The following is a 23,904-nucleotide window of genomic DNA, read 5'->3' on the forward strand; positions in this document are numbered from 1 at the left end:
TTTGTAGATGAATATATTATTTTATTTAATGTTAATATTTTCCTCCTTGTGTCGAATTTTATCTGAAAAGGGTTTATAACAAATAAAGAAGTTCAACAGTAATTTTGTTGAACTTCTTTATTTGTTTACTCATTATCAACTCGTTTTAACGGTTGATCTGCTGGGCCTTCAAGAACGTCTCCCTCAATTGAAAAACGAGAACCATGGCAAGGGCAATCCCAAGTACAATCACCATTATTCCATTCAACTTCACAGCCGAGATGTGTACAAGTTGTATCGACGATATGTAATTTTCCTTCTTTGTCCTTATAAGCACCTGCTCTTTTACCGTTAACATGTACGACAGATCCTTCACCAACTTCGAGATCTTCTGGCTTACGTAATGCGGTTTCAATCTTTCCTGCAATTAAATGTTTCGCAACATCAATGTTTTGGGAGAGGAACGTTTTTATATCTGGATTTCCATGGAAGCGTGATGGTGCATACAGTTCTTTATAGGGACTGTGAACTTTTAGGATGGAGTCCTTCAGTAGGTGAGCGGCAGCAGTTCCAGTTGTCATTCCCCATTTGCGATATCCAGTTGCAACAAATATATTTGGATTTCTTTCGTTAATATGTCCGATATAAGGAAGCTTATCTAGAGTAATTAAATCTTGTGCTGACCATCTATAAGGAACTTCATCTATTCCAAAAGTGGCTTCAGCAAAAGAATAGAGTGCTTCATAATGAAGCATTGTATTTATTCCCTGACCTGTTTTATGACTCTCTCCGCCAATCAAAATTAATTTTTCTCCATTATTTGTTATATAGCGTAAGGAGCGCTTTGGATCATCAATACTTAAATACATGCCACCTGGATACTCCGTTTTTGCTTTTATTGCAAGAGCGTAGGAGCGTTCTGCGTACATTCGCGTAAAGAAAAAGCTATTCGCATCATAAAAAGGAAAATGTGAACAAGAGACGACATATTCACAAGTGATATGATGGCCCTCTTTTGTAATTATTTGTGGATAATCGCCCTTTTCCACATCCATAGCTGTTGTTTGTTCATAGACCTTTCCGCCCATCTCCACAAACTTTTCTAAAAGTGTTTTTAAATAAAGAAGGGGATGGAAGTGTGCTTGATTTTTCATTACAAGCGCAGATTGTACTGGAATAGGAATCGATAGAGATTGAACATAGTCACAAGGTATATTTAATTTTTGATAAGCTTCATATTCTTTCGATAAATTTCTTAATCCGTTATCAGTAGTTGTATATAAATATGAATCTTCATTTGAGAAATTACAGTCGATTTTATATGTTTGAACAGTTTTATTTATGAATTGTAGAGCCTTATTATTTGATTCATAGTAAAGCCGGGCCTTTTCTACACCGAAATGATTTATTAATTCATCATAAATAAGATCATGTTGTGCTGTTACTTTCGCTGTTGTATGCCCAGTCGTTCCGTTTAAAATACGGCCGGAATCAATTAAAACAACATCGACGCCTTCTTTTGCAAGTAAATAGGCAGTAGTAATACCTGTAATACCAGCACCGATAATAGCAACTTTCGTCTTTATATTTTCGGATAAACGAGGGAAAGTAGGAAACTGAGTAGATTCAATCCAATAAGATAGCGGCAGTTGTGGAAATGTATCACTTGTCATTGCGGAAACCTCCTGATTTTAGAACAATTTTCCTTTTAATATTTCCATATTATATGAAATTCATGTGTGTTGTTTTAGAAGTAGTCTATTTTTATTAAAAGAGGTTATAAATTATTTTAATATAATTAATTAGGTGGGGCATTATGAAGTAGTAGGATTTATATAAAACTAAATTCAAGTGATTCAGTTTTGTTGATTACATAGGGAGTTATTGAATGAGATAGAGTCTATGGTGTTTAAGAAAATGTCTATATATATTGGGTAAATCCTTATGGAATCTATACATTTTCTTTAGTGAAATAAAGTATGATTATAAAAATATAACCACCTTTTATTACTAGGTCATAAAAGGTGTTGACAATATAGAAATTCTATTGTTATGATTCATCATGTGGAAAGGTTGATAGAGAGTAAAAAGAGAAATGTTTTTCATTGATAATAAAAGCGAAAAATAAGTGACGATAGAGTGAGTATATTTTCCTTATAATAGATGCTTTTTGGATCACCTAGTAAAATCAATCTGGAAGCAAGAATTAATATATGTAAGTTGCGCAAGGCGCGGCATAAGAAAGGAGCAAAAGGATGAAGGAGCTTCATACGTTTGGGTGGTATGCAGCACGTGTATCACCACATTTGCCGAAAAAAGCATTTAAACCAGTGCCTACTCGTTTATTTGGTGGACTGGCTTATTTGCTTGTGGCATTGGCGGGGTTAATAGCGATTGGTGTATTTGAATTGAATGTGTGGGCGAATCTAGGAATTGCAATTGTTCTTGGATTATGTTTTGCTTCACTTGGATTTTTAGGGCATGAAATTTTACATGGAACTGTTGTAAGAAAGGCATGGCTTCGTGACTTCTTAGGCGCGATTGCATTTATGCCATTATCAACAGGGCCAAAGCTTTGGAGAAAGTGGCATAATGCAACGCATCATGTTCATACACAGCATGAAGAGAATGATCCAGATGCATGGCCGACACTTGAGAAACTTAAGAAGAGTAAGTTTTTGAGTTGGGTATATCGTATGCCCCTTCATGTACGTTCATTCTTTAGTTTTCTGTCACTAACAATTCAATTTACATTGCATTCGACTCGAATGTTCTTTCATTTTATAAAAGAATTTAAGTCATCCAATCAAAAATCTGTATGGCTTCAACTTCTTTTACCTTGGACAGTTTGGATTAGTTTATTGTTTATTATGGGACCAGGAAAATGGTTATTTGCATATGTCATTCCGTTGTTAATTGCTAACTTTATTGTAATGGCATATATCGCAACAAATCACCGCTTAAATCCAATTGTTCCAGTAAATGATCCATTAGCAAACTGTTTATCAGTAACAGTGCCGCGCTGGGTAGACGTTTTACATTTCAACTTCTCATATCATACAGAACATCATCTGTTTCCTGCTATGAGTTCAAAATACTATCCGTTAGTAAAAGAGAAGATTAAAGAAATGTGGCCGGAACGCTATCACGAAATGCCGATGACAAAAGCATTGGCAGCACTTTGGAATACACCACGTGTGTATTATCACGGAAGTGAATTAGTTGATCCGCATAGAGAGCATTTCTATGGTTCTTTAGGAAATGGACTAGATCCTCATAATATTTCATATCGTGAGGAACATATAGAAGAAAAAGAGAGTATTAAAAAAGTAAATCAGTAAAAATAGATGTATTTTATAGCAAAAAAGCAAGCTCTTAGTGAGCTTGCTTTTTTGCTATAAAGAAACTTCTTTCTTGTTTTTTCTGCTTACTTGGACGGAGTTAGTTTCTTTTCGTTGTAATCGTTTTTCTAAAAGATTAACAAAATAAGTAAATAGAAGAACAAGTACGAGATAGTATGCACCAACGATTATGTAAGTATCTAATTGTTGGAAGTTACCTGCTGCAATTGATAAACCTGATCCCCATAATTCGGACATTCCTACATAAGCAACAAGTGAAGAATCTTTTAATCCGATAATAAATTGGTTTCCTAGAGGAGGAAGAGACAGACGAAATGCTTGTGGTAATATAATTCGTCGCATAGCTAAAGGATAAGGCATGCCTAAAGAGCGAGCTGCTTCTAATTGTCCCCGGTCAACGGATTGAATAGATCCACGGAAAATTTCCGTAATATATGCACCGTTATGAATTGCTAAAGCGATTGCTCCTGCCCAAAAAGGGGTGAAAACAACAACGGATGTAATTCCAAAATAGAGAATGGCAATTTGAACAATTAAAGGTGTACCACGAATAATAGCAATGTAGACATGAGCGATACTATTTAAAACTTTATTGTTAGAGATTCGAAAGAAAGCGAATAATAATCCAATTAATGAACCGAGTACTAGGGAAGTTAATGTTAATTGTAATGTGACAATAGTAGCTTTTAAGAGTGTGGGATAGGAAGAGATAAAAATTTCAAACATGCGTTTCACCTCATATTGTATAGATTTTAGTAGAGAATGAAATGCCCCACATAAAATGAACACTTAATCAGTGGGGCACTGTTTATGAATCTTTTGAATGGCTAACTTACTTACTTCGTTTTTTCCTCTTCACCAAGAATATTACGCCCGAACCATTTTTTACTGATCTTTTCATACGTACCATCTTTAATGATTTCATCTAACGCTTTATTTACTTGCTCAACCATTTCTTTATCATCTTTGCGGATAGCAATTCCCATTTCATCAAGATTTAATGGTTTTCCGGCTTCTTTTATATTCGATTTTCCTTCTTTTATCATACGTAGACCAACCATTTGATCCGTAATTACTGCATCAACACGCCCAGGCTCTAAGTCCATAAGAGCAGTAATATCGCTGTCATATTCTGTGATTTGATCTGTATATTTTGCAACAAGATTTTTAAAGGTACTAGCTTTTACAACACCAATTTTCTTACCTTTTAAATCTTCTGGAGAAGAGATAGCGGTATTCTTTTTAGCCACAAAAATTTGGGCGCCAGAGCGATAGTACGGATTTGAGAAACCAACAGCTTTTAAGCGCTCATCTGTAATTGCCATACTACCCAGTATTACATCATATTTCTTCGCTTGAAGACCTTGAATCAGCGTTTCCCATGGGTTTGTAACGGGCGTAGCCTTCATGTTCATCTTTTTAGCAAGAGCTTCACCGATTTCTACATCAAAGCCGACAAGTTTGCCGTCATTTTCTTTATAGTTAAAAGGTTTGTATAATCCACTCATCGCATAGCGAAATTCTTTTTCACCATTTGATGAAGTAGTAGAGCTTTCTTTGCTACAAGCTCCTAGTATGAAGGATGTACATAGTGTAATGCTCGCAACAATGGTTAATAGTTTTCTTTTCATAAAACCCCTCCTATATATTGATCATACGGATGGTTTTTTAGTATGTTATTGAAATATTTTATTTGGATGATTAGTTGTGCACCGTATGAATATATTCCTTTTCGTTTGAAACAGAAGTTACATTATAAAACGTTGCGTAAAAATTGTTTTGCTCGTTCATGTGATGGAGCTGAAAAGAATTGTGCTGGCGGAGCATCTTCTACAATCTTTCCATCGTCCATAAAGATGACGCGATCAGCTACATCTTTTGCGAAATTCATTTCATGAGTAACAATAACCATTGTCATCCCTTCTTCAGCAAGTTCTTTCATAACTTGCAATACTTCTCCAACAAGTTCAGGGTCTAAAGCTGAGGTAGGCTCATCAAATAGCATAATCTTAGGGCTCATTGCAAGAGCTCGTGCAATGGCAATGCGCTGTTTTTGACCACCTGAAAGAAGATGAGGAGTTACATCCGCTTTATCTTGAAGGCCGACTTTTTGGAGAAGTTGATTTCCAATATCCTTTGCATTTGCTTTCTCTAATTTTTTTACGTGAATAGGTGCTTCTATGATGTTTTCTAGTGAGGTCATATGAGGAAAGAGGTTAAAGTGCTGAAAAACCATACCGACATTTTCACGGACTTTATTTAAATTTGAATGCTTTGGATCAATTCGCTCACCTTGTAAGTGAATTTCGCCTTCATCGTACATTTCTAAAAAGTTAAGACAGCGAAGTAATGTACTTTTACCAGAACCACTGGCACCAATTAAAACAACAACTTCTTTTTCTTTTACTTCTAAATCAATTCCTTTTAACACATCAAGTGAACCGAATGATTTTACTAGATTTCGAACTTGAATCATACAAAACCCCCAGTTAAAAATATATTTTACAAATGTTGCCCCTTATTTCTGTTATTAGTCATAAATTGTCAGAATCCTTTATTTTTTTCGTGCAATTTGATATTCAAAGAAATAATAATTTTTAAAATCCCTATATCCTTCTATAATGAAAATATGGATAATAATATATAGGTAGTATTTATATTGCTTATAAAAAGGGGGAAAGGGAAGATGGAAAAAGAAAGGAAAACATTTTCTTTTGGATTACGTACACAACTTATGCTATTCACTACAGTTTTAGCTCTCATTACATATTCAACAAGTATATTTTTTATTTACGTGATATACGATTATTTTCAAAGTTATGTAAGTCAAACAGTATATAATATTATCGTTATGTTATTAGGGGTAGTATGGTCTGGAATTTTAGCATATGGAGCAGCCGTATTTTTAATTAAACCGCTTCGCAAGTTAGAGGAAGCGGCAAGAAAAGCAGCTGAGGGTGATATTCGTGAAGATGTTCCATTACCGAAGACAGATGATGAAATTAAATCTTTAAGTGTTGCATTTAATATGATGTTAGGAAACTTAAGGGGCATGGTAAAAAATATTGATACAACATTTTCTTATACAAACAATCAAGTACAGCAGATTAGAAAACAAACAGGCGAAGCAACGAGACAAGCGCAAGGTGTATCTGAGACTCTTGCAGAGATTTCTTCAGGCGCTGAGCAATCAGCAGCATCAATTCAAGCAATTGTTTCTGCTGTTGATACAACGACGTCTATTGCAAGTGAAGTAGAAGAAAAAGCGAAGCAGTCTGATACGTTGTCTTCAGAAATGGTTCAAGCTTTAGGGTATAGTACTCGTGTCTTTACGTCTTTAATTCAAGGTATTCAAACATTGGCAAAAGAAAATGAAGATTCCATGCAAAATGTACAGAAGTTAGAAGAACGAATGAAACAAGTAGAACATATTGTGTCTGTTGTGAGTGCGATTGCTAGCCAAACGAATTTATTAGCACTAAATGCTTCTATTGAGGCAGCTCGCGCAGGAGAGCATGGAAGAGGTTTTGCGGTTGTTGCGGAAGAAGTACGTAAACTTGCTGATGAAAGTGATCATTCTGCAAGAAACATATCTCAGTTATTACGGAATATGCAAGATGAAGTACAACAAGTTGCAATGAAAATGACAGAACAAGTGAAAATAGCTAAAGAAGAGGCGAAACGTGGGGAAGCTACGGAATTAATTTTAAAAGAAATGTCATCAAGTGTTATGGAAGTAGCCGATGCAACTCAGCAAATTAGTAGTTATATGAATGAACAAGTGAGCCACATTCATCAAACAGGAGCACAAACAAAAGCTGTAGCAGCAATTGCTGAAGAAACGTCAGCTGGTTCGCAAGAAGTGGCGCGTGTAACGCTACAACAGTCTAAAAATATGATAGTAATCGATCAATTATTAAAGGACTTAGAGAAGCAAGCAACTGATTTGAAACAAACAATTGAACGATTTTCAATGTAAAAGGAAGAACAGAATGCTGTTCTTCTCTTTTTTATTTAGTTTGATTTAATATTTACAGTTAAACTATGAACGTTTCCGCAACATTCTTTTCTCTCCCTTTCGGATGAAAATTATAGCGAGCTATAATATTAAAAGGGGTGTCTTTTATGAAAAAAGAAAAAAGACAACGGTTAATTAAACAATTTGTAAAGGAGTATGAAATAGATAAGCAAGAAAGATTAGTAGAATTGTTAGCAAAAAAAGATGTATTAGTAACACAAGCTACGGTTTCTCGCGATATTCGTGAGTTAAACTTAACGAAGGTACCTTCTCAAGAAGGATTAATGATATATAAAGTTTTCTCAGAAGAGCATTTACAAACTGATATAAAGTTAAAGAAAAAATTACGAGAAGTTGTTGTGAAAATTGATTGTGTAGATCAATTAATGGTTATTAAAACATTACCTGGTAATGCACATGTTATTGGTGTTTTATTTGATGAGTTAGATTGGAAAGAAAAAATAGGATGTATATGTGGAAATGATACATGCCTTATAATTTCACAGTCGAAATCAGATAGGGAGATTATAGAAGAAAGATTAAATTTAATTATTTAGATGCAAAAATCCTGTTTTTAATAAAATTAAAAACAGGATTTTTGTTTAAATACGGAAGTTAAATATTCAACATATATGCGTAATATATGTGTTTTTTATTGAAAAAGCGAGAGAGTTTGTTATAAAAATACAAATTCGTATGATTTAAAAAAAATAACTTGTTTAATATTTCACAATGATAATGTGGATGCTTTCACAAAGATAAAAGTGCAGAGCATTTATTATGTACTTGTAAGACATCAAACATATTTAAAAGGAGGTACAACAAATGAAACATCCGATACATGTTACTTCAGAAATTGGGGAATTACAAACGGTTTTATTAAAACGACCGGGTAAAGAAGTGGAAAACTTGACGCCAGATTATTTGCAACAATTATTATTTGACGATATTCCATACTTACCAATTATTCAAAAAGAGCATGATTATTTTGCACAAACGTTACGCAATCGGGGTGTTGAAGTTCTTTATTTAGAAAAACTAGCTGCTGAGGCGTTAGTAGATAAAAAACTTCGAGAAGAATTTGTTGATCGTATTTTAAAAGAAGGACAGGCTGACGTAAATGTTGCACATCAAACTTTAAAAGAATATTTACTTTCCTTTTCAAATGAAGAATTAATTCAAAAAATTATGGGCGGTGTACGGAAAAACGAAATTGAAACAAGTAAGAAGACACATTTATATGAATTAATGGAAGATCATTATCCGTTTTACTTAGATCCAATGCCTAATTTATATTTTACTCGTGATCCAGCAGCTAGCGTGGGCGATGGCTTAACGATAAATAAGATGAGAGAACCAGCGCGTAGACGTGAATCATTATTCATGGAGTACATCATTAAATATCACCCAAGATTTGCAAAACATAATGTACCAATCTGGTTAGATCGTGATTATAAATTTCCAATTGAAGGTGGCGACGAGCTAATTTTAAATGAAGAAACAATTGCGATTGGAGTGTCTGCTCGTACTTCAGCTAAAGCAATTGAACGTTTAGCTAAAAATCTCTTTAGCCGACAAAATAAAATTAAGAAAGTGTTAGCAATAGAAATTCCAAAATGCCGAGCATTTATGCATTTAGATACAGTATTTACAATGGTTGATTATGACAAGTTTACAATTCATCCAGCCATTCAAGGGCCAAAAGGGAATATGAATATTTATATTTTAGAAAAAGGATCAGATGAGGAAACTCTTAAAATTACACATCGTACTTCTTTAATGGAAGCATTAAAAGAGGTATTAGGCTTAAGTGAATTAGTTCTTATTCCATGTGGAGGAGGAGATGTAATTGCTTCTGCTCGTGAACAATGGAATGATGGCTCGAACACATTAGCAATCGCACCAGGTGTAGTTGTTACATATGATCGCAACTATGTATCCAATACGTTATTACGGGAGCACGGTATAGAAGTAATTGAAGTGCTAAGTTCGGAATTATCTCGTGGTCGTGGGGGTCCACGTTGCATGAGTATGCCAATTGTTCGTAAAGATATTTAGTATAAATAACGGAGAAAGTAGGGATGAAGTATGTTAATGACTAGACCAAATTTAAAAGGAAGAAGCTTTCTAGCAGAAAAAGATTTTACACAAGAAGAATTGTTATATTTTCTAGATTTGGCAGCAGAATTAAAAGAGAAAAAGAAAAATGGTATCCCGCATCATTATTTAGAAGATAAGAATGTAGCGCTCTTATTTGAAAAAACCTCCACTCGTACGCGCTGTGCATTTACAGTAGCATGTACAGATTTAGGGGCGAATCCTGAATATTTAGGGAAAGGTGATATTCAGCTTGGGAAAAAAGAATCCGTAGAGGATACAGCAAAAGTGTTAGGGCGTATGTTTGACGGAATTGAGTTTCGTGGATTTAATCATGAGACTGTAGAATCTTTAGCACAAAATTCTGGTGTGCCAGTTTGGAATGGATTAACAGACATGTGGCATCCAACACAAACACTAGCAGATTTATTAACAATTAGAGAACATGTAGGGAAGTTGAAAAATGTGAAGCTCGTTTACGTTGGAGATGGACGAAATAATGTTGCTAATAGCTTACTAGTTGGTGGAGCAATCGTTGGAATGGATGTACGTATTTGCACACCAGAATCTTTATGGCCTGCACAAGAAGTAATTGATTTAGCAAAAAAATATAATGAACAGGTAATGATAACAAGTAATGTGGAAGAAGCTGTTGCGAATGCAGATGTAATTTATACAGATGTATGGGTGTCTATGGGGGAAGAAGAAAAATTTGCTGAACGTGTCGAGTTATTGAGACCTTATCAAGTAAATATGAAAATGATTAAAGAAACAGGGAATGAAAACGTGATTTTCTTACATTGTTTACCTGCATTTCATGATGTTGAAACGATGTATGGCGAAGAAGTTTACGAGAAATATGGGTTGAAAGAAATGGAGGTAACTGACGAAGTATTCCGCAGTAAACATTCAAAAGTATTTGATCAAGCTGAAAATAGAATGCATACAATTAAAGCGGTTATGGCAGCTACTTTAGGAAACATGGAGTAAAGAAGAAAGGGAGTCTTCCTTTCTTCTTTCTCCTCCTTTAGACACTATCATTCACTATTGCTTTTGTATTGTTATTGCAATTAAAGAGAGGTGAGTGGAATGGGTGAAGATAAGAAATTAGGGTTGTTTACACTAACGGCTCTTGTAGTTGGGTCTATGATTGGCGGTGGAGCCTTTAATTTAGCGAGTGATATGGCAAAAGGTGCTGGTGCTGGAGCCATTATTATTGGCTGGGTTATAACAGGAATTGGGATGATTGCACTTGGATTATCTTTTCAAAATCTAACTGTAAAACGGCCAGATTTAGATGGTGGTATTTTTAGCTATGCAAAAGCAGAATTTGGTAATTTTATGGGATTTAATAGTGCGTGGGGATACTGGCTATCTGCTTGGCTTGGGAATGTAGCTTACGGTACATTATTATTTTCTTCATTAGGATATTTCTTCCCGATCTTTGAAGGCGGTCAAAATGTAGAATCCATTATTGGTGCAAGCGTATTATTGTGGTGTGTTCACATGTTAATTTTACGTGGAGTTCAATCAGCAGCACTTGTGAATTTAGTAACTACAATCGCAAAATTAGTACCTGTATTTGTATTTATTGTCATAGGAATCTTCGCGTTTCATATTGATACATTCTTAGATGGATTTTGGGGGCAAACTGGTTCTTTTTCATGGGGAGCAGTTGGCAGCCAAGTTAAAAGTACAATGCTTGTAACTCTATGGGTATTTATTGGGGTAGAAGGGGCTGTTGTTTTATCCAGTCGAGCAAAAAATAGAAGTGATGTAGGGAAAGCAACGGTTATTGGCTTAATTGGTACACTCATCATTTACATTTTAATCACATTATTGTCTCTTGGACTTATGCAGCAAGCAGATATTGCTGGTTTGAAAAATCCAGCTATGGCTTATTTATTTGAAAGTGTTGTTGGAAAATGGGGTGCTATCTTTATAAATTTAGGTTTGGTCATCTCTGTATTAGGTGCTTGGTTAGGTTGGACTTTGCTCGCTTCTGAAATTCCATATTTAGCCGCTAAAGATGGAGTATTTCCAAAATGGTTCGCAAAAGAAAATAAAAATAAGGCTCCAGTAAATTCATTATGGATAACAAATGGTTTAATTCAAATATTCTTGTTAACATTCGTCGTTTCTGATCAGGCGTATAACTTTGCATTCTCTTTAGCATCTTCAGCCATTTTAATTCCATATGCTTTTTCAGCATTTTATCAACTGAAGCATAGCTTAAAATCTGAAGAAGTAGATCGAAATAAAAATATAATAATTGGTTTGATAGCAAGTATTTATGGTGTGTGGTTAGTTTATGCAGCTGGTTTAGAGTATTTATTATTAACAATGACTTTATATGCGCCAGGTATTTTTATTTTTTACAATGTTCAAAAGCAAAAGAGTTCGAAGCAAATATTTACTCGAGTGGAATTAGCATCATCCGTAGCAATTGGTGCTTTAGCATTCTTTGCGATTTATGGATTAATTACAGGCAGTATTACTTTATAAAGCGCTGTGAAAGCGAAATGAACTGGAGGGCTGAAATATGGCACGAAGAAAAATTGTAGTTGCACTAGGGGGAAATGCGATACAGTCTGGAGAAGCTACTGCGGGAGCGCAGCAAGAAGCGTTGGAAAAAACAGCGGAACAACTTGTGAAAATAATGGAAAATGATGTGGATATAGTAATTGCGCATGGAAATGGCCCACAAGTGGGGAATATTTTATTACAGCAAAAAGCTGCAGAAACGGAAAAGACACCTGCAATGCCATTAGATACTTGTGGGGCAATGAGCCAAGGGATGATTGGATATTGGATGGAAAATGCGATTGAAAAGGCATTAAAAAAACGGAATATACAAAAAGATGTAGCAACGGTTATAACGCGCGTTGTAGTGGATAAAAAAGATGAGGCATTTAAAAATCCAACTAAACCAATTGGTCCTTTTTATACAGAAGAAGAGGCCAGAAGATTAATGGATGAAACAAAAGCAGTGTTTAAAGAAGATGCTGGTAGAGGATGGAGACGTGTTGTTCCATCACCGAAGCCTGTAAGTATTCATGAACATAAAGTGATTAATTCTTTGGTGGAAGATGGAAACATAGTGATAGCTGTTGGCGGGGGTGGAATTCCAGTAATTGATTCCGAAGAAGGGTTAAAAGGAACTGAAGCGGTTATCGATAAAGATTTCGCTGCGCAGAAATTAGCAGAATTAGTAGATGCCGATACGCTCGTTATTTTAACTGCAGTTGATCATGTGTATGTAAATTATAATCAACCGAATCAAAAAAAATTAGAGCATGTCACAGTGAATCAATTAGAAGAATATATTGAAGAACAACAATTTGCTGCGGGAAGCATGCTTCCAAAAATTGAAGCTGCTATTAATTTTGTTAATACAAATCCAAAAAGAAAAACAATTATTACGTCTTTAGAAAAAGTATATGAAGCACTAGAAGAAAAAGCTGGTACTATTATTTCAAAACAGAATGTATGCATGTATGTTTAAATTATTATGTACGCTACTTAATAGTAAAAAAAAGAATGAGGTTAATAACTTCATTCTTTTTATTTATTAATATTTTTTGTACTCATTGTTCATAAAGTTTTCATGATGAAATCTGAATATATAAGTTAATTATGATAAAATTCAAATTGAATACGCTTTCTTGATTTTTCGCTCCAACATACAGCAAGAGAGAGGGAATTTTATGAATAGACGGAACGTAGTGAAAGACTTAAAGCAGTTCGAATTATTTGCTCATTTAACAGAAAAAAAATTGAAAGGCTTAACAGAGTTTGTTTATTGGCGAACTTATAAAAAAGGTCAATTTTTATTTTTAGAAGGGGATTCAAGGGAAAGAATTTACTTCATGTTAGATGGTTTTGTAAAGTTAGAGCGGGTTAATCAAAATGGGAACTTATTATACGATGACTATGTAAAGCGGTATTCTATTTTTCCTTATGGTGGTATGTTTACAGACAGAGGATATAACTATACAGCAGAAGCAATGACGGATGTGGAGGTATATTATATTCCAACGGTAATCTTTGAAGATATGGTAAAATCGAGCAGAACGCAATTGATGTACGTTGTTCAGCAATTATCATCTATATTAAAATTGAATGAAAATCGAGTGCAAAATATTACAATTCCTAATGCACAAGATCGTGTTATCCAAACGTTAAATTATTTAATGCAGGATTTAGGAGAACAGAGTGGGGAAAAGATTGTAATTTCATGTCCACTTACAACAATTGAAATATCCAAAATATCTGGAACATCTCGAGAGACAGTTAGCAGCGTATTAAAACAATTAAAAAATGATAGCATTGTTACAATTTTAGATAAAAAAATTACAATACACAATCCAACATATTTTGAAGAAATCTCTATGTGAAAATTGTATATTGATTTTTTAATTCATAATGTATATTAATAAGGTTCTTTATATATTTATAAGGAACTTTTTTACGTTATCCTCTATAAAAAGATTGTATAGTATGGTAATAATAGCTAAAATCGATAATAAAAAACAAAGTGAAGGGGAGAAAGAATGATTCGTATTGAGTATGATCGATTAGTAGCTATTTGTTACAGTATAGGGGTTTTGTTATTATTAAAAATTCCAAATGATAATGAATTAATTGGGGAAAAACTATTCAATGTCTATAAGGTTCCGATACATACGTATGTTTATATGGATTATAAAGTCTCAAATATATTGATTGTTTCTTTCATACTACATGTACTTGCATTTATATTATTTTTAAAATGGCTAGGAAAAAAGGAGTCTAGTGCATTTAGAAAAATGAATAAGATAAAAGTAGTAGGCATTAGTATTTTGATTGTAATGATGCCGTTTATTTTAAATACAATCCTCCAGACATTGAATAAAACATGGTATTACGCAGGAAAAACAGGGGTAGAAGCAATAGAATATAAAAAAGAAGATAGCCAGTGTAGAATGGAGAAAAATGGAGAGAATATCCAACCGAAGTGCATTGTTACTTTAAAAAATTATCGTAATCATTCACAAGCATTAAAAGTTGTTTTATATGATAATGCAAACGAGAATTCAAAAAGCTATCCAGTACCGAAACCAGTCTATTTACAAAAACATGAGACAAAGCAATTTGAATTTCAAGTTCCTGTTTCTTATAATAGAGGTATTGAACAAGATAAAGTACCAAATATTAAATTACATTCATTGCATGAAAATAATACGAAATACAATTAATCTGTAAGTAAAAGTTTATGAGTAGGAGCAAGAATTTGAAACGATATAGAAAATCAACTTGAATCATCCAACATACTGCGAGGTAACGGTATATTGGATGATTTTTTTATGTTATCCCCTTTTTTCACGTATGAAAAGGAGGAATACTTTGTTGAAAATGAAAAACATCACAAGGATCATACATGGTTTTTACTTTACGTAATCTGTGAAAGTTAAAGCCATAATAACTAGTTTGCCAATTTTTAATGTCGATATCGGGCCAGTTCACATAGTCACCTAGTGTATAAGGATCTAAGCTTTCTCGTAAACCTTTAACCCAGCGTATATTTCGATTTTCTTCATCATCGCATTTCCAAGAGGTAATGTATTCTTGAGCAATAATTGCTTTACGATGAAAATAAGCCGTTTCATTCGGCGAAATATTTTCAACAGCACCTATGAGCGATTGATGCCAAATACTAGCATCTTTATTTGGTGCATGAGAAAGAAAGGATTGCATGATTTGAATGCCTTTAAGGGAAATAGGTTTATAGACATAGGAACCAGAGCGCTTGAAATTTTCAGGGATGTTACCGCCATTAAAAAATTCAACAGCCCTTATATAAGGAACTTCTTCTATAAAGAGAGAGGGGCTACCAGTTTCAAGAAGAGGGGATAATAGGGAATGGAGTTCAGAGGGAGAACCGACAAACTCGCCTTGTGCTTCGATTTTATTTCGTTGCTTGGCGAATAATTCGATCGATGAAGTGAGACGTTCATCTATATAAGGTGCCCAGTTTTGCCACGCTTGAAATGCAGCAATAAAGTCTTCCCATTCCCATGTAATTGAGAAAATTGATACATTTTTTACGGGGTGGACTCGAAAAGTTAAGGAAGTGATAATTCCGAAGTTTCCACCACCGCCACCACGGCATGCCCAAAAAAGGTTAGAGTTTTCTTGTTCATTTGCACGAATGAGTTTTGCACCAAATTTTCCACACGCTTGTACCATTTCCACTTCCATTAATTGATCACATGTTAATCCAAATAAGCGTGAAAGCATACCAATACCACCGCCAAGTGCTAATCCAACAATTCCAACGCTTGCACTTGTACCAGCAGGAATTGTAACACCGTAATTCCAAAGTTCTTTATAAACAGTGCCAAGATTTGCACCAGCCTCAATTGTTGCTGTTAATTTCTCTGTATTAACAGTAATGCGATGCATTTCACTCACATCAATAATAAGTCCTCTATTTAAAAGAGAGAAATTTTCATAGCTATGACGTCCACTTCTTAACCGAAATGGTATATGACGTTCACGTGCCCATTTTAAGGCGTTACATACATCCTTGTTATTTTGACAAAAAACAATAATACAAGGGAGTTTTGGAATACTTAAATTTAAATTCATTCGGGCTACGTCGTAGTCAGGATCTGTGGGAACAACGATACGACCTGTTAATTTTGTTTGCTTCAATTTCTTACTCCTTTCCAAAATAATCAGAGCTTTTTATTAATATATGAAAAATGTCTGTAATACGCGTGGACAAGGAGAGGTGGAGAATGAGATTTACCTTTGTGAGAAATAAATAAAGCATAAGAATAAAGAATCTACATAGAGTTCAATGAAAACAGTTGCAAACTGTTCATATTTTGTTATGATAGTGTTACGAAAACGTTTGCATAAAATTCTGATGGGATGCAAAAGGAGAGAAGGACTATGAATAAGACATGGTGGAAAGAAGCAGTTGCTTATCAAATTTATCCACGAAGCTTTATGGATTCAAATGGTGATGGTATTGGAGATTTACAAGGTATTATTGCAAAACTGGATTATTTAAAAGACTTAGGTATAGATGTAATTTGGATTTGTCCAATGTATAAGTCGCCTAATGATGATAATGGTTATGATATTAGTGATTATCAAGATATTATGGATGAGTTTGGTACAATGGCAGACTTTGATGCTTTACTAGATGAAGTTCATAAGCGTGATATGAAGCTTATTATTGATTTAGTTATTAATCATACGAGTGATGAACATCCATGGTTTATTGAATCACGTTCATCTAAAGATAATCCGAAGCGTGATTGGTATATTTGGCATGATGGTAAAGATGGTGCGGAGCCAAACAACTGGGAAAGTATTTTTAATGGTTCGGCATGGGAATATGATGAAGAAACAGAACAATATTATTTACATCTATTCTCACGTAAACAACCAGATTTGAACTGGGAGAATAAAGAAGTTCGTGAAGTACTATATGATACGGTTAATTGGTGGCTTGATAAAGGTATTGATGGTTTCCGCGTTGATGCGATCAGTCATATAAAAAAAGAAGAAGGCCTTAAGGATATGCCAAATCCAAAAGAGTTAAAATATGTGCCATCTTTTGATAAACATATGAATGTGAAAGGTATTCAACCTTTATTAGAAGAGCTAAAAGAAAATACATTCTCTAAGTACGATATTATGACTGTTGGTGAAGCAAATGGCGTTAAGATTGAAGATGCTGAGCTTTGGGTTGGAGAAGAGCAAGGTAAGTTCAATATGGTATTCCAGTTTGAACATTTAAGTTTATGGGATGCAGAGAAGAAGAAAGACCTTGATGTTGTAGGATTGAAAAAAGTATTAACGAAATGGCAAAAAGGATTAGAAAATAAAGGATGGAACGCTTTATATATTGAGAATCACGATAAACCACGTATCGTTTCAACATGGGGAGATGACAAACAATATTGGCGTGAAAGTGCAACAGCTCTAGGAGCGATGTATTTCTTTATGCACGGTACACCGTTTATTTATCAAGGACAAGAAATTGGTATGACAAATGTTCAGTTACCAAATATTGAAGATTACGATGATGTAGCAATTAAAAATTTATATCGCGAGAAAATTGCAGAGGGCGTACCACATCAAGATATGATGGAGATTATATGGGCTTCTTGCCGCGATAATTCACGTACACCTATGCAGTGGAATGATGAGATGAATGCTGGTTTCACAACAAGTACACCTTGGTTTAGCATGAATCCAAATTACAAAGAAATTAATGTTGAAAAGCAAAAAAATGAAGAAAAGTCTATTTTCAATTTCTATAAGAAAATGATTGCCCTGAAAAAAGAGCACGATGTACTGAACTATGGTACGTACGATTTACTTTTAGAAGACGATCCACAAATTTATGCATATACACGTACGTTACAGGATGAAAAAGTCATTGTAATTAGTAATATCTCAAAAGAGGAAGCTGTGTATAATGAGGATTCATTTGCATTAGAACGCAAACGTTTGCTTTTAAATAACTATGAAGTTGCGGAACATGAAGAGGTAACAACAATTGCTTTAAAACCTTATGAAACAAGGGTTTATCGCATTTCATAATAAAAAAGGATGCTCTTTGAGCATCTTTTTTTATGAAAAAAAATAAATTTCTATTGCAAAGTGAAAACGCTTTTATTAAAATAGATTTATGAAAACGGTTGCGTAAAGATAAAAATAAAGTAACATAAGGAATCGTTTTCATAAAGGGAACAGAAATTATAATTTAAATCATTATGTTGTTATAAATAAAGGGGAGGAAGAACAGATGAAAATTACGTCTTTTGATTTTTGGCAAAAGTTCGGGAAAGCGTTATTAGTTGTTGTAGCCGTAATGCCAGCAGCTGGTTTAATGATTTCCATCGGTAAGTTAATTGGTATGTCTGCGGGGGATGTTAACGCAGTTCATACAATCGCTCGCGTAATGGAAGACATCGGTTGGGCAATCATTACAAATCTACACATCTTATTCGCAGTAGCAATTGGGGGATCTTGGGCGAAGGATCGTGCAGGTGGTGCATTTGCAGCGCTATTAGCATTCGTCTTAACAAACCGAATTACAGGAGCTATATTTGGCGTAAACGCTCAAATGTTAGCGGATTCAAAAGCGACAGTTTCTTCAGTAATAGCAGGAGATTTACTTGTAAAAGATTACTTTACTTCTGTACTTGGTGCACCAGCATTAAACATGGGAGTTTTCGTGGGGATTATCACAGGTTTCTTAGGAGCTAATCTATATAACAAATATTATAACTATAATAAATTGCCACAGGCATTAGCATTCTTTAATGGAAAACGATTTGTACCATTCGTTGTAATTCTTTGGTCTACAGTTACTGCGATTGTATTATCATTTCTATGGCCATTCATCCAAAGTGGGTTAAATGAATTTGGTCGCTGGATTGCAGCTTCAAAAGATAGTGCACCAGTTGTTGCACCGTTTGTATATGGAACGTTAGAGCGTTTATTATTACCATTTGGTTTACACCATATGTTAACGATTCCGATGAACTATACAGAGCTAGGCGGAACATATACGATGCTAACTGGTTCAAAAGTTGGACAAGTTGTAGCAGGACAAGATCCATTATGGCTTGCATGGATTACAGATTTAAATAATTTATTAGCAAATGGAGATACGAAGGCATATAACGATTTATTAAATAACGTTGTACCAGCTCGTTTCAAAGCTGGACAAGTTATCGGCTCAACAGCAGCGTTAATGGGGATTGCATTTGCGATGTTCCGTAACGTTGATAAAGAAAAGCGTGCAAAATATAAACCAATGTTTTTATCAGCAGCATTAGCAGTATTCTTAACAGGTGTAACAGAACCAATTGAATTCATGTTCATGTTTATTGCTCCAGTATTATATGTTGTATATGCTATTACAACAGGACTTGCATTCGCACTAGCTGATTTAATTAACTTACGTGTTCATGCATTTGGATTTATTGAGTTAATTACTCGTACACCAATGATGGTTAACGCAGGTTTAACAAGAGACTTAATCAACTTTGTTATTGTTTCATTAGTGTTCTTCGGTCTTAACTTTACACTATTTAATTTCTTAATTAAAAAATTCAATTTACCAACACCAGGGCGTGCAGGTAACTATATTGATAATGAAGATGAGGCATCAGAAGGGACAGGAAATGTACAAGACGGTTCATTAGCAACAAAAGTTATCGATTTATTAGGTGGAAAAGAAAATATTGCTGACGTAGATGCTTGTATGACACGCTTACGTGTAACAGTAAAAGATTTAGATGTTGTTGCACCAGAAGCACAGTGGAAACAAAATGGTGCTTTAGGGCTTATTGTAAAAGATAAAGGTGTACAAGCGGTATATGGTCCGAAAGCTGACGTATTAAAGTCAGACATTCAAGATATGTTAGGTGCGTAATAATATGAAATTGCTAACTTTAAACTGTCATTCTTGGCAAGAAGAGAATCAAATAGAAAAGATACGATACCTTGCTAAAGTAATTCAAGAAGAAGAGTACGATGTCATCGCATTGCAAGAAGTAAGTCAGTCCATACAAGCTGAAAATGTATGCGGTAACAAGAAAAAAGATAATTTTGGACTTTTACTATTAGAAGAGTTAAAAGCGCTACATGTAAAAGATTACAATATTACTTGGGATTTCTCTCATATTGGTTATGACGTGTACGAAGAAGGATTAGCGATTATAACGAAGCATAATATTATAAAAGAAGATACGTTCTTTATTTCAGAAAACAAGGATACAACGTATTGGAAAACGCGTAAAATTGTAAGTACAACAATTGCTTATAATGGTAAGGATATAACGTTTTACTCTTGCCATCTCGGTTGGTGGAATGATGAAGAAGAGTCATTCAAAGGTCAAGTCGATCGTTTGATGGAGCGTGTAGATAGCAATAAGCTCGCCTTCTTAATGGGGGATTTTAATAACAATGCTCGGTTGGAAGGCGAAGGTTATGAGTATATGATGCAAAAAGGGTTGTATGACACATATGAATTAGCAATAGAGAAGGATGAAGGAACGACTGTCCAAGGTGAGATTGCTGGTTGGGATGAAAATAAACATAATTTGCGAATCGATCTAATATTGTGTAACCAAAGTAAAAAAGTTCATTCTTCAAAAGTTATTTTTAATGGTACAAACAGAAATGTAATTTCAGATCATTTCGGTGTAGAGGTTCAATTGGATATATAATAGAAGAAATCCTCACAGAGAATAAAAGCTGTGAGGATTTTTTTAGGAATACAAGTATTTCCAAGAGAAAATACTTGTATTTTTTATGACATTTCATATATATTTGTTATTATTGAATGTAAAACCGATTTGGTCATTTTGTATTCATACTTTGACTCACTTCGTTATATAATAAAGTAAGTGAAAGTTAATGGGAAAAAATAGTACGTTTTTGGTTAATACACGATGTAGAAAGTGATATAATTGCAAAATGCATGTATCATTTTCTAAAGAAGGAAAAATATATAATTAGGTGATAACTTCTATGAAACAGATTTGGCGTATTTATAAGACAGATTTACGGAATGTAGCCAAACATTGGGCTGCAATTGTTATTGTTTTAGGATTAATGATTTTACCATCGTTATATGCATGGTTTAACATTAAAGCTTCTTGGGATCCGTATGGAAATACAAAAGAGGTTCCCATTGCAGTTTCTAACCAAGATGCAGGTTCTAATTTAAGAGGGAAAGATATTAATATCGGGAAAGAGATTGTAGACTCCCTTAAGAAAAACAAAAATCTTGGCTGGAAATTTGTAGATGAAAAACAAGCGATTTACGGAGTTGAGCGTGGGGATTATTATGCAAGTATTACGATTCCAAAAGACTTCTCTGAAAAAATTGCAACTGTTCTGGATGAAAATCCTAAAAAACCAGAACTGGATTACTATGTGAATGAAAAAGTAAACGCGATTGCACCGAAGATTACAGCAAAAGGTGCATCAGGTATTACAGAAGAAATTAGTAAAAACTTTGTAAAAACAGCAAACGGTGAGATTTTTAAAATTTTCAATGATCTTGGAATCGATTTAGAAACAAACTTACCAAGTATCGAAAAAGTAAAAGATCTTGTATTTAAGTTAGAAGCGCAGTTCCCAGAAATGAATACACTCATGGATAAGGCATTAGATGATGCAACTCGAGCAGAAGATGTTGTAAAAGTAGCGCAGAAAGATTTACCTGTTGTAGAGAGTGTAATAAATGATGGGCAGGAAGCGTTGGCGAATTTAGATAAGTTCTTTGCAAGACAAGATCAAACATTAAAAAACGCTCCAGGAACGATCAGAAATGATTTAGTAGCAGCAAAAGGCGTTATGGATAGTGCAGCTGCATTTACTGACTTTTTAATGAATCCAGGTGTAGAACTAAATATTCCTGACTTGTCTGGAATGAATGGATTACCTGAATTCCCAGCGAGACCGGATCTTTCTAAGTTGAATAGTGATGGGTATAAAGGGATAGCACAAAATATTAATCAAACAGTAAATAATGTTCTAAGCTCATCACGTGCAGGAACAGCTTATGCACAAAGTGTTATGGATGGATTGCAAAATGGAAGCGTTGATCCAGAGATAGCTAAGAAAAATATTTCGACTATATCTAATAATCTTCAAACGCATATTGACAATCTTTCTTATGTAATTGATGTTATGGCTCGTTTAGAGCAAGGGGCTCAAACTGAGTTTGGACAAAATTTCTTTAAAACAAGAAAAGAGCATTTAACGGATATTAAGAATGGACAACAAGATTTAAATAATCGTTTTAAACGTTTAAACGATTTAATTAGCACAGGTCAGGAAGTTAAACAAGATGTGCGTGATGGAATTAATCAGAAATTAAATGAAACAAATGCTTTAATCGATCGAGCTGAAAAAGATTACAATGAAACGTTTGTAGCTGATTATAAAAAGGCAGTTAGCGCGGTAGATCAAGCTAAAGCTGATGCGAATCAAATATATGATAATGCAAAAGCAGATTATGATAAAGCAAAAAATAGCCTTGAAGGTGCAAAAGCAGATTTACAGAAAGCAAAAGAAGATGTACAAAATAGAGGTATTAACGGTTTAGATTCAACGAAAGTAGCTTTAAATAGCTTAAATGGTCAATTCCAATCTGGAATCGGTTTAATTGATGATATGATTCCAGTTCTAGAAAGTACAAATAAGGTTTTAGCGGATGTAAATAGTGATAAAAACCTTAATAATGGAATCGCAAAATTAAACAAAGCGAAAAGCAGCTTACAAAAAGGTGTAGAGGCAACGAATAAGGGAATTACACTTCTGAACAATGGCCAGAAACCTACAAAAGATGTAATTGAAAGTATTAACAACGCTGCGAAGGGCGGATCAGCTCAATTAACAGATGTATTATCGACGTATGATTCAGAAATTGTACCTAATTTCAATACAGCAATTGCTCGTACAAAAGAGATGTCGAAAAATACAACTCAAATTTTAAATGATGCAGACAAAAAGCTTCCAGATGTTAAAAAATTACTAGAAGATTCATCAAAAGGCTTAGTAGACGGTAGAAAGAAATTAGTAGACATTAAAGCTGAAATGCCGGAGACTGAGAAAAAGATTAAAGACTTAGCAAATAAAATTCGTGATTTTGAATCTGAAGAAGATATAAAAGACATCATACGCTTATTGAAAAACGATGTTGAAAAGCAAAGTGATTACTTTGCGAATCCAGTCAATTTAAAAGAGAATAAATTATTTGCGATGCCGAACTACGGTTCAGCGATGTCACCATTCTATACAGTGCTTGCATTATGGGTAGGCGCATTATTAATGGTTTCATTATTAACGGTAGAAGTACACGAAGAGGGCGCGAATTATAAGAGCCATGAAATTTACTTCGGACGTTTATTAACATTCTTAACGATAGGTCTTTCACAAGCGTTTATCGTATCGATGGGAGATATATTCTTACTCGGTACGTACGTAGTCGATAAGTTCTGGTTTGTGTTATTTAGTTTATTTATTGGTGGAGTCTTCGTTTGTATTGTATACTCACTCGTTTCTATTTTCGGAAACGTTGGGAAATCGATGGCGATCATTTTACTTGTACTACAAGTAGCAGGATCGGGCGGAACATTCCCAATCCAAATGACACCAGCGTTCTTCCAAGCGATTTATCCGTTCTTACCATTCACATACGCAATTAGCGCAATTCGTGAAACAGTTGGCGGAATGCTTTGGGATATCGTAACGCGAGATTTACTTGTGTTAAGTGCTTTCGTAGTAGTTATGATTGTTGCTGCGTTATTACTGAAAACACCAATTAACAAATCAAGTGAAAAATTTGTTGAGAATGCAAAAGGAAGTAAAATCATTCACTAAAATAAAAGGTTCCTACCGATAGAGGTAGGAACCTTTTTG

At 34.4% G+C, this 23,904-nt stretch carries 18 protein-coding genes; 13 read left to right on the plus strand and 5 right to left on the minus strand.

The features are described from left to right. Positions 1-125: 125 nt before the first annotated feature. Positions 126-1,652: an FAD-dependent oxidoreductase gene (locus tag H6481_RS09965; protein ID WP_182811581.1), complete on the minus strand. Its 1,527-nt coding sequence runs from the start codon at positions 1,650-1,652 to the stop codon at positions 126-128. Between the two features lie 582 nt (positions 1,653-2,234). On the opposite strand from H6481_RS09965, the gene H6481_RS09970 reads away from it, so the two are divergent. Further along, positions 2,235-3,320 (plus strand): acyl-CoA desaturase, encoded by a 1,086-nt coding sequence (locus H6481_RS09970; RefSeq protein WP_000661208.1) that lies wholly within the window; start codon positions 2,235-2,237, stop codon positions 3,318-3,320. Between the two features lie 54 nt (positions 3,321-3,374). Here the strand turns inward: H6481_RS09970 and H6481_RS09975 are convergent, their stop codons facing one another. The 3 genes from H6481_RS09975 to H6481_RS09985 form a co-directional block, all read right to left on the minus strand. Then, positions 3,375-4,130, minus strand: coding sequence for an amino acid ABC transporter permease (locus H6481_RS09975; RefSeq protein WP_003269335.1), 756 nt, complete (start codon positions 4,128-4,130; stop codon positions 3,375-3,377). A 47-nt stretch (positions 4,131-4,177) separates the two neighbouring features. Further along, entirely contained in the window at positions 4,178-4,972 is a 795-nt protein-coding gene (locus tag H6481_RS09980; RefSeq protein ID WP_182811584.1) for an ABC transporter substrate-binding protein, read from the minus strand. Between the two features lie 122 nt (positions 4,973-5,094). After that, positions 5,095-5,817 (minus strand): amino acid ABC transporter ATP-binding protein, encoded by a 723-nt coding sequence (locus H6481_RS09985; protein WP_000616920.1) that lies wholly within the window; start codon positions 5,815-5,817, stop codon positions 5,095-5,097. Positions 5,818-6,027: 210 nt separating this feature from the next. Between H6481_RS09985 and H6481_RS09990 the strand changes: the two genes are divergently transcribed. The 8 genes from H6481_RS09990 (at position 6,028) to H6481_RS10025 (ending at position 14,693) form a co-directional block, all read left to right on the plus strand. Next, the gene (locus tag H6481_RS09990; protein ID WP_182811587.1) at positions 6,028-7,320 is read left to right on the plus strand and encodes a methyl-accepting chemotaxis protein; all 1,293 of its coding nucleotides are present in this window, start codon (positions 6,028-6,030) and stop codon (positions 7,318-7,320) included. A gap of 146 nt (positions 7,321-7,466) precedes the next feature. Next, positions 7,467-7,916 carry an arginine repressor gene (gene argR, locus H6481_RS09995; RefSeq protein WP_000711826.1) on the plus strand — a complete coding sequence of 150 codons (450 nt, stop codon included), beginning with the start codon at positions 7,467-7,469 and terminating at the stop codon, positions 7,914-7,916. 268 nt (positions 7,917-8,184) lie between these two features. Further along, on the plus strand, positions 8,185-9,417 hold the full coding sequence (gene arcA / locus H6481_RS10000; protein ID WP_000682331.1) for an arginine deiminase: 1,233 nt from the start codon (positions 8,185-8,187) through the stop codon (positions 9,415-9,417). 30 nt (positions 9,418-9,447) lie between these two features. Next, complete coding sequence (gene argF, locus H6481_RS10005; protein ID WP_000930283.1) at positions 9,448-10,446, plus strand: ornithine carbamoyltransferase; 999 nt, start codon at positions 9,448-9,450, stop codon at positions 10,444-10,446. Positions 10,447-10,545: 99 nt separating this feature from the next. Continuing rightward, positions 10,546-11,961: an arginine-ornithine antiporter gene (arcD, locus tag H6481_RS10010; RefSeq protein ID WP_182811590.1), complete on the plus strand. Its 1,416-nt coding sequence runs from the start codon at positions 10,546-10,548 to the stop codon at positions 11,959-11,961. A 37-nt stretch (positions 11,962-11,998) separates the two neighbouring features. After that, on the plus strand, positions 11,999-12,961 hold the full coding sequence (arcC, locus tag H6481_RS10015; protein WP_000113953.1) for a carbamate kinase: 963 nt from the start codon (positions 11,999-12,001) through the stop codon (positions 12,959-12,961). A gap of 202 nt (positions 12,962-13,163) precedes the next feature. After that, positions 13,164-13,853 (plus strand): Crp/Fnr family transcriptional regulator, encoded by a 690-nt coding sequence (locus H6481_RS10020; protein WP_001081906.1) that lies wholly within the window; start codon positions 13,164-13,166, stop codon positions 13,851-13,853. A gap of 156 nt (positions 13,854-14,009) precedes the next feature. Then, positions 14,010-14,693 (plus strand): hypothetical protein, encoded by a 684-nt coding sequence (locus H6481_RS10025; RefSeq protein ID WP_000619195.1) that lies wholly within the window; start codon positions 14,010-14,012, stop codon positions 14,691-14,693. A gap of 124 nt (positions 14,694-14,817) precedes the next feature. On the opposite strand, the gene H6481_RS10030 is transcribed toward H6481_RS10025, so the two are convergent. Beyond that, complete coding sequence (locus tag H6481_RS10030) at positions 14,818-16,152, minus strand: FAD-binding oxidoreductase (RefSeq protein WP_182811593.1); 1,335 nt, start codon at positions 16,150-16,152, stop codon at positions 14,818-14,820. 243 nt (positions 16,153-16,395) lie between these two features. Here H6481_RS10030 and H6481_RS10035 point away from each other — a divergent pair, with 243 nt between their 5' ends. The 4 genes from H6481_RS10035 to H6481_RS10050 all read left to right on the plus strand — a co-directional run bounded on the left by H6481_RS10035 (position 16,396) and on the right by H6481_RS10050 (position 23,865). Next, the gene (locus tag H6481_RS10035; protein ID WP_088022840.1) at positions 16,396-18,060 is read left to right on the plus strand and encodes an alpha-glucosidase; all 1,665 of its coding nucleotides are present in this window, start codon (positions 16,396-16,398) and stop codon (positions 18,058-18,060) included. Between the two features lie 205 nt (positions 18,061-18,265). Continuing rightward, positions 18,266-19,903 carry a PTS transporter subunit IIBC gene (locus H6481_RS10040; protein WP_000705566.1) on the plus strand — a complete coding sequence of 546 codons (1,638 nt, stop codon included), beginning with the start codon at positions 18,266-18,268 and terminating at the stop codon, positions 19,901-19,903. 4 nt (positions 19,904-19,907) lie between these two features. Then, the gene (locus H6481_RS10045) at positions 19,908-20,699 is read left to right on the plus strand and encodes an endonuclease/exonuclease/phosphatase family protein (protein ID WP_182811596.1); all 792 of its coding nucleotides are present in this window, start codon (positions 19,908-19,910) and stop codon (positions 20,697-20,699) included. Positions 20,700-21,003: 304 nt separating this feature from the next. After that, entirely contained in the window at positions 21,004-23,865 is a 2,862-nt protein-coding gene (locus H6481_RS10050) for a YhgE/Pip domain-containing protein (RefSeq protein ID WP_000810079.1), read from the plus strand. The last annotated feature ends 39 nt before the right edge of the window (positions 23,866-23,904 follow it).

Origin of the sequence: Bacillus sp. ME78 (assembly GCF_903970865.1) — a bacterium.
Lineage (GTDB): Bacteria > Bacillota > Bacilli > Bacillales > Bacillaceae_G > Bacillus_A > Bacillus_A cereus.

Coding starts and splice junctions, on each gene's coding strand:
- argF (WP_000930283.1), top strand. CDS start 9,448: ATGTTAATGACTAGACCAAATTTAAAAGGAAGAAGCTTTCTAGCAGAA.
- H6481_RS09980 (WP_182811584.1), bottom strand. CDS start 4,972: ATGAAAAGAAAACTATTAACCATTGTTGCGAGCATTACACTATGTACA.
- H6481_RS10050 (WP_000810079.1), top strand. CDS start 21,004: ATGAAACAGATTTGGCGTATTTATAAGACAGATTTACGGAATGTAGCC.
- arcA (WP_000682331.1), top strand. CDS start 8,185: ATGAAACATCCGATACATGTTACTTCAGAAATTGGGGAATTACAAACG.
- H6481_RS09990 (WP_182811587.1), top strand. CDS start 6,028: ATGGAAAAAGAAAGGAAAACATTTTCTTTTGGATTACGTACACAACTT.
- arcD (WP_182811590.1), top strand. CDS start 10,546: ATGGGTGAAGATAAGAAATTAGGGTTGTTTACACTAACGGCTCTTGTA.
- H6481_RS09965 (WP_182811581.1), bottom strand. CDS start 1,652: ATGACAAGTGATACATTTCCACAACTGCCGCTATCTTATTGGATTGAA.
- arcC (WP_000113953.1), top strand. CDS start 11,999: ATGGCACGAAGAAAAATTGTAGTTGCACTAGGGGGAAATGCGATACAG.
- argR (WP_000711826.1), top strand. CDS start 7,467: ATGAAAAAAGAAAAAAGACAACGGTTAATTAAACAATTTGTAAAGGAG.
- H6481_RS10020 (WP_001081906.1), top strand. CDS start 13,164: ATGAATAGACGGAACGTAGTGAAAGACTTAAAGCAGTTCGAATTATTT.
- H6481_RS09970 (WP_000661208.1), top strand. CDS start 2,235: ATGAAGGAGCTTCATACGTTTGGGTGGTATGCAGCACGTGTATCACCA.
- H6481_RS10025 (WP_000619195.1), top strand. CDS start 14,010: ATGATTCGTATTGAGTATGATCGATTAGTAGCTATTTGTTACAGTATA.
- H6481_RS10035 (WP_088022840.1), top strand. CDS start 16,396: ATGAATAAGACATGGTGGAAAGAAGCAGTTGCTTATCAAATTTATCCA.
- H6481_RS09985 (WP_000616920.1), bottom strand. CDS start 5,817: ATGATTCAAGTTCGAAATCTAGTAAAATCATTCGGTTCACTTGATGTG.
- H6481_RS10040 (WP_000705566.1), top strand. CDS start 18,266: ATGAAAATTACGTCTTTTGATTTTTGGCAAAAGTTCGGGAAAGCGTTA.
- H6481_RS10045 (WP_182811596.1), top strand. CDS start 19,908: ATGAAATTGCTAACTTTAAACTGTCATTCTTGGCAAGAAGAGAATCAA.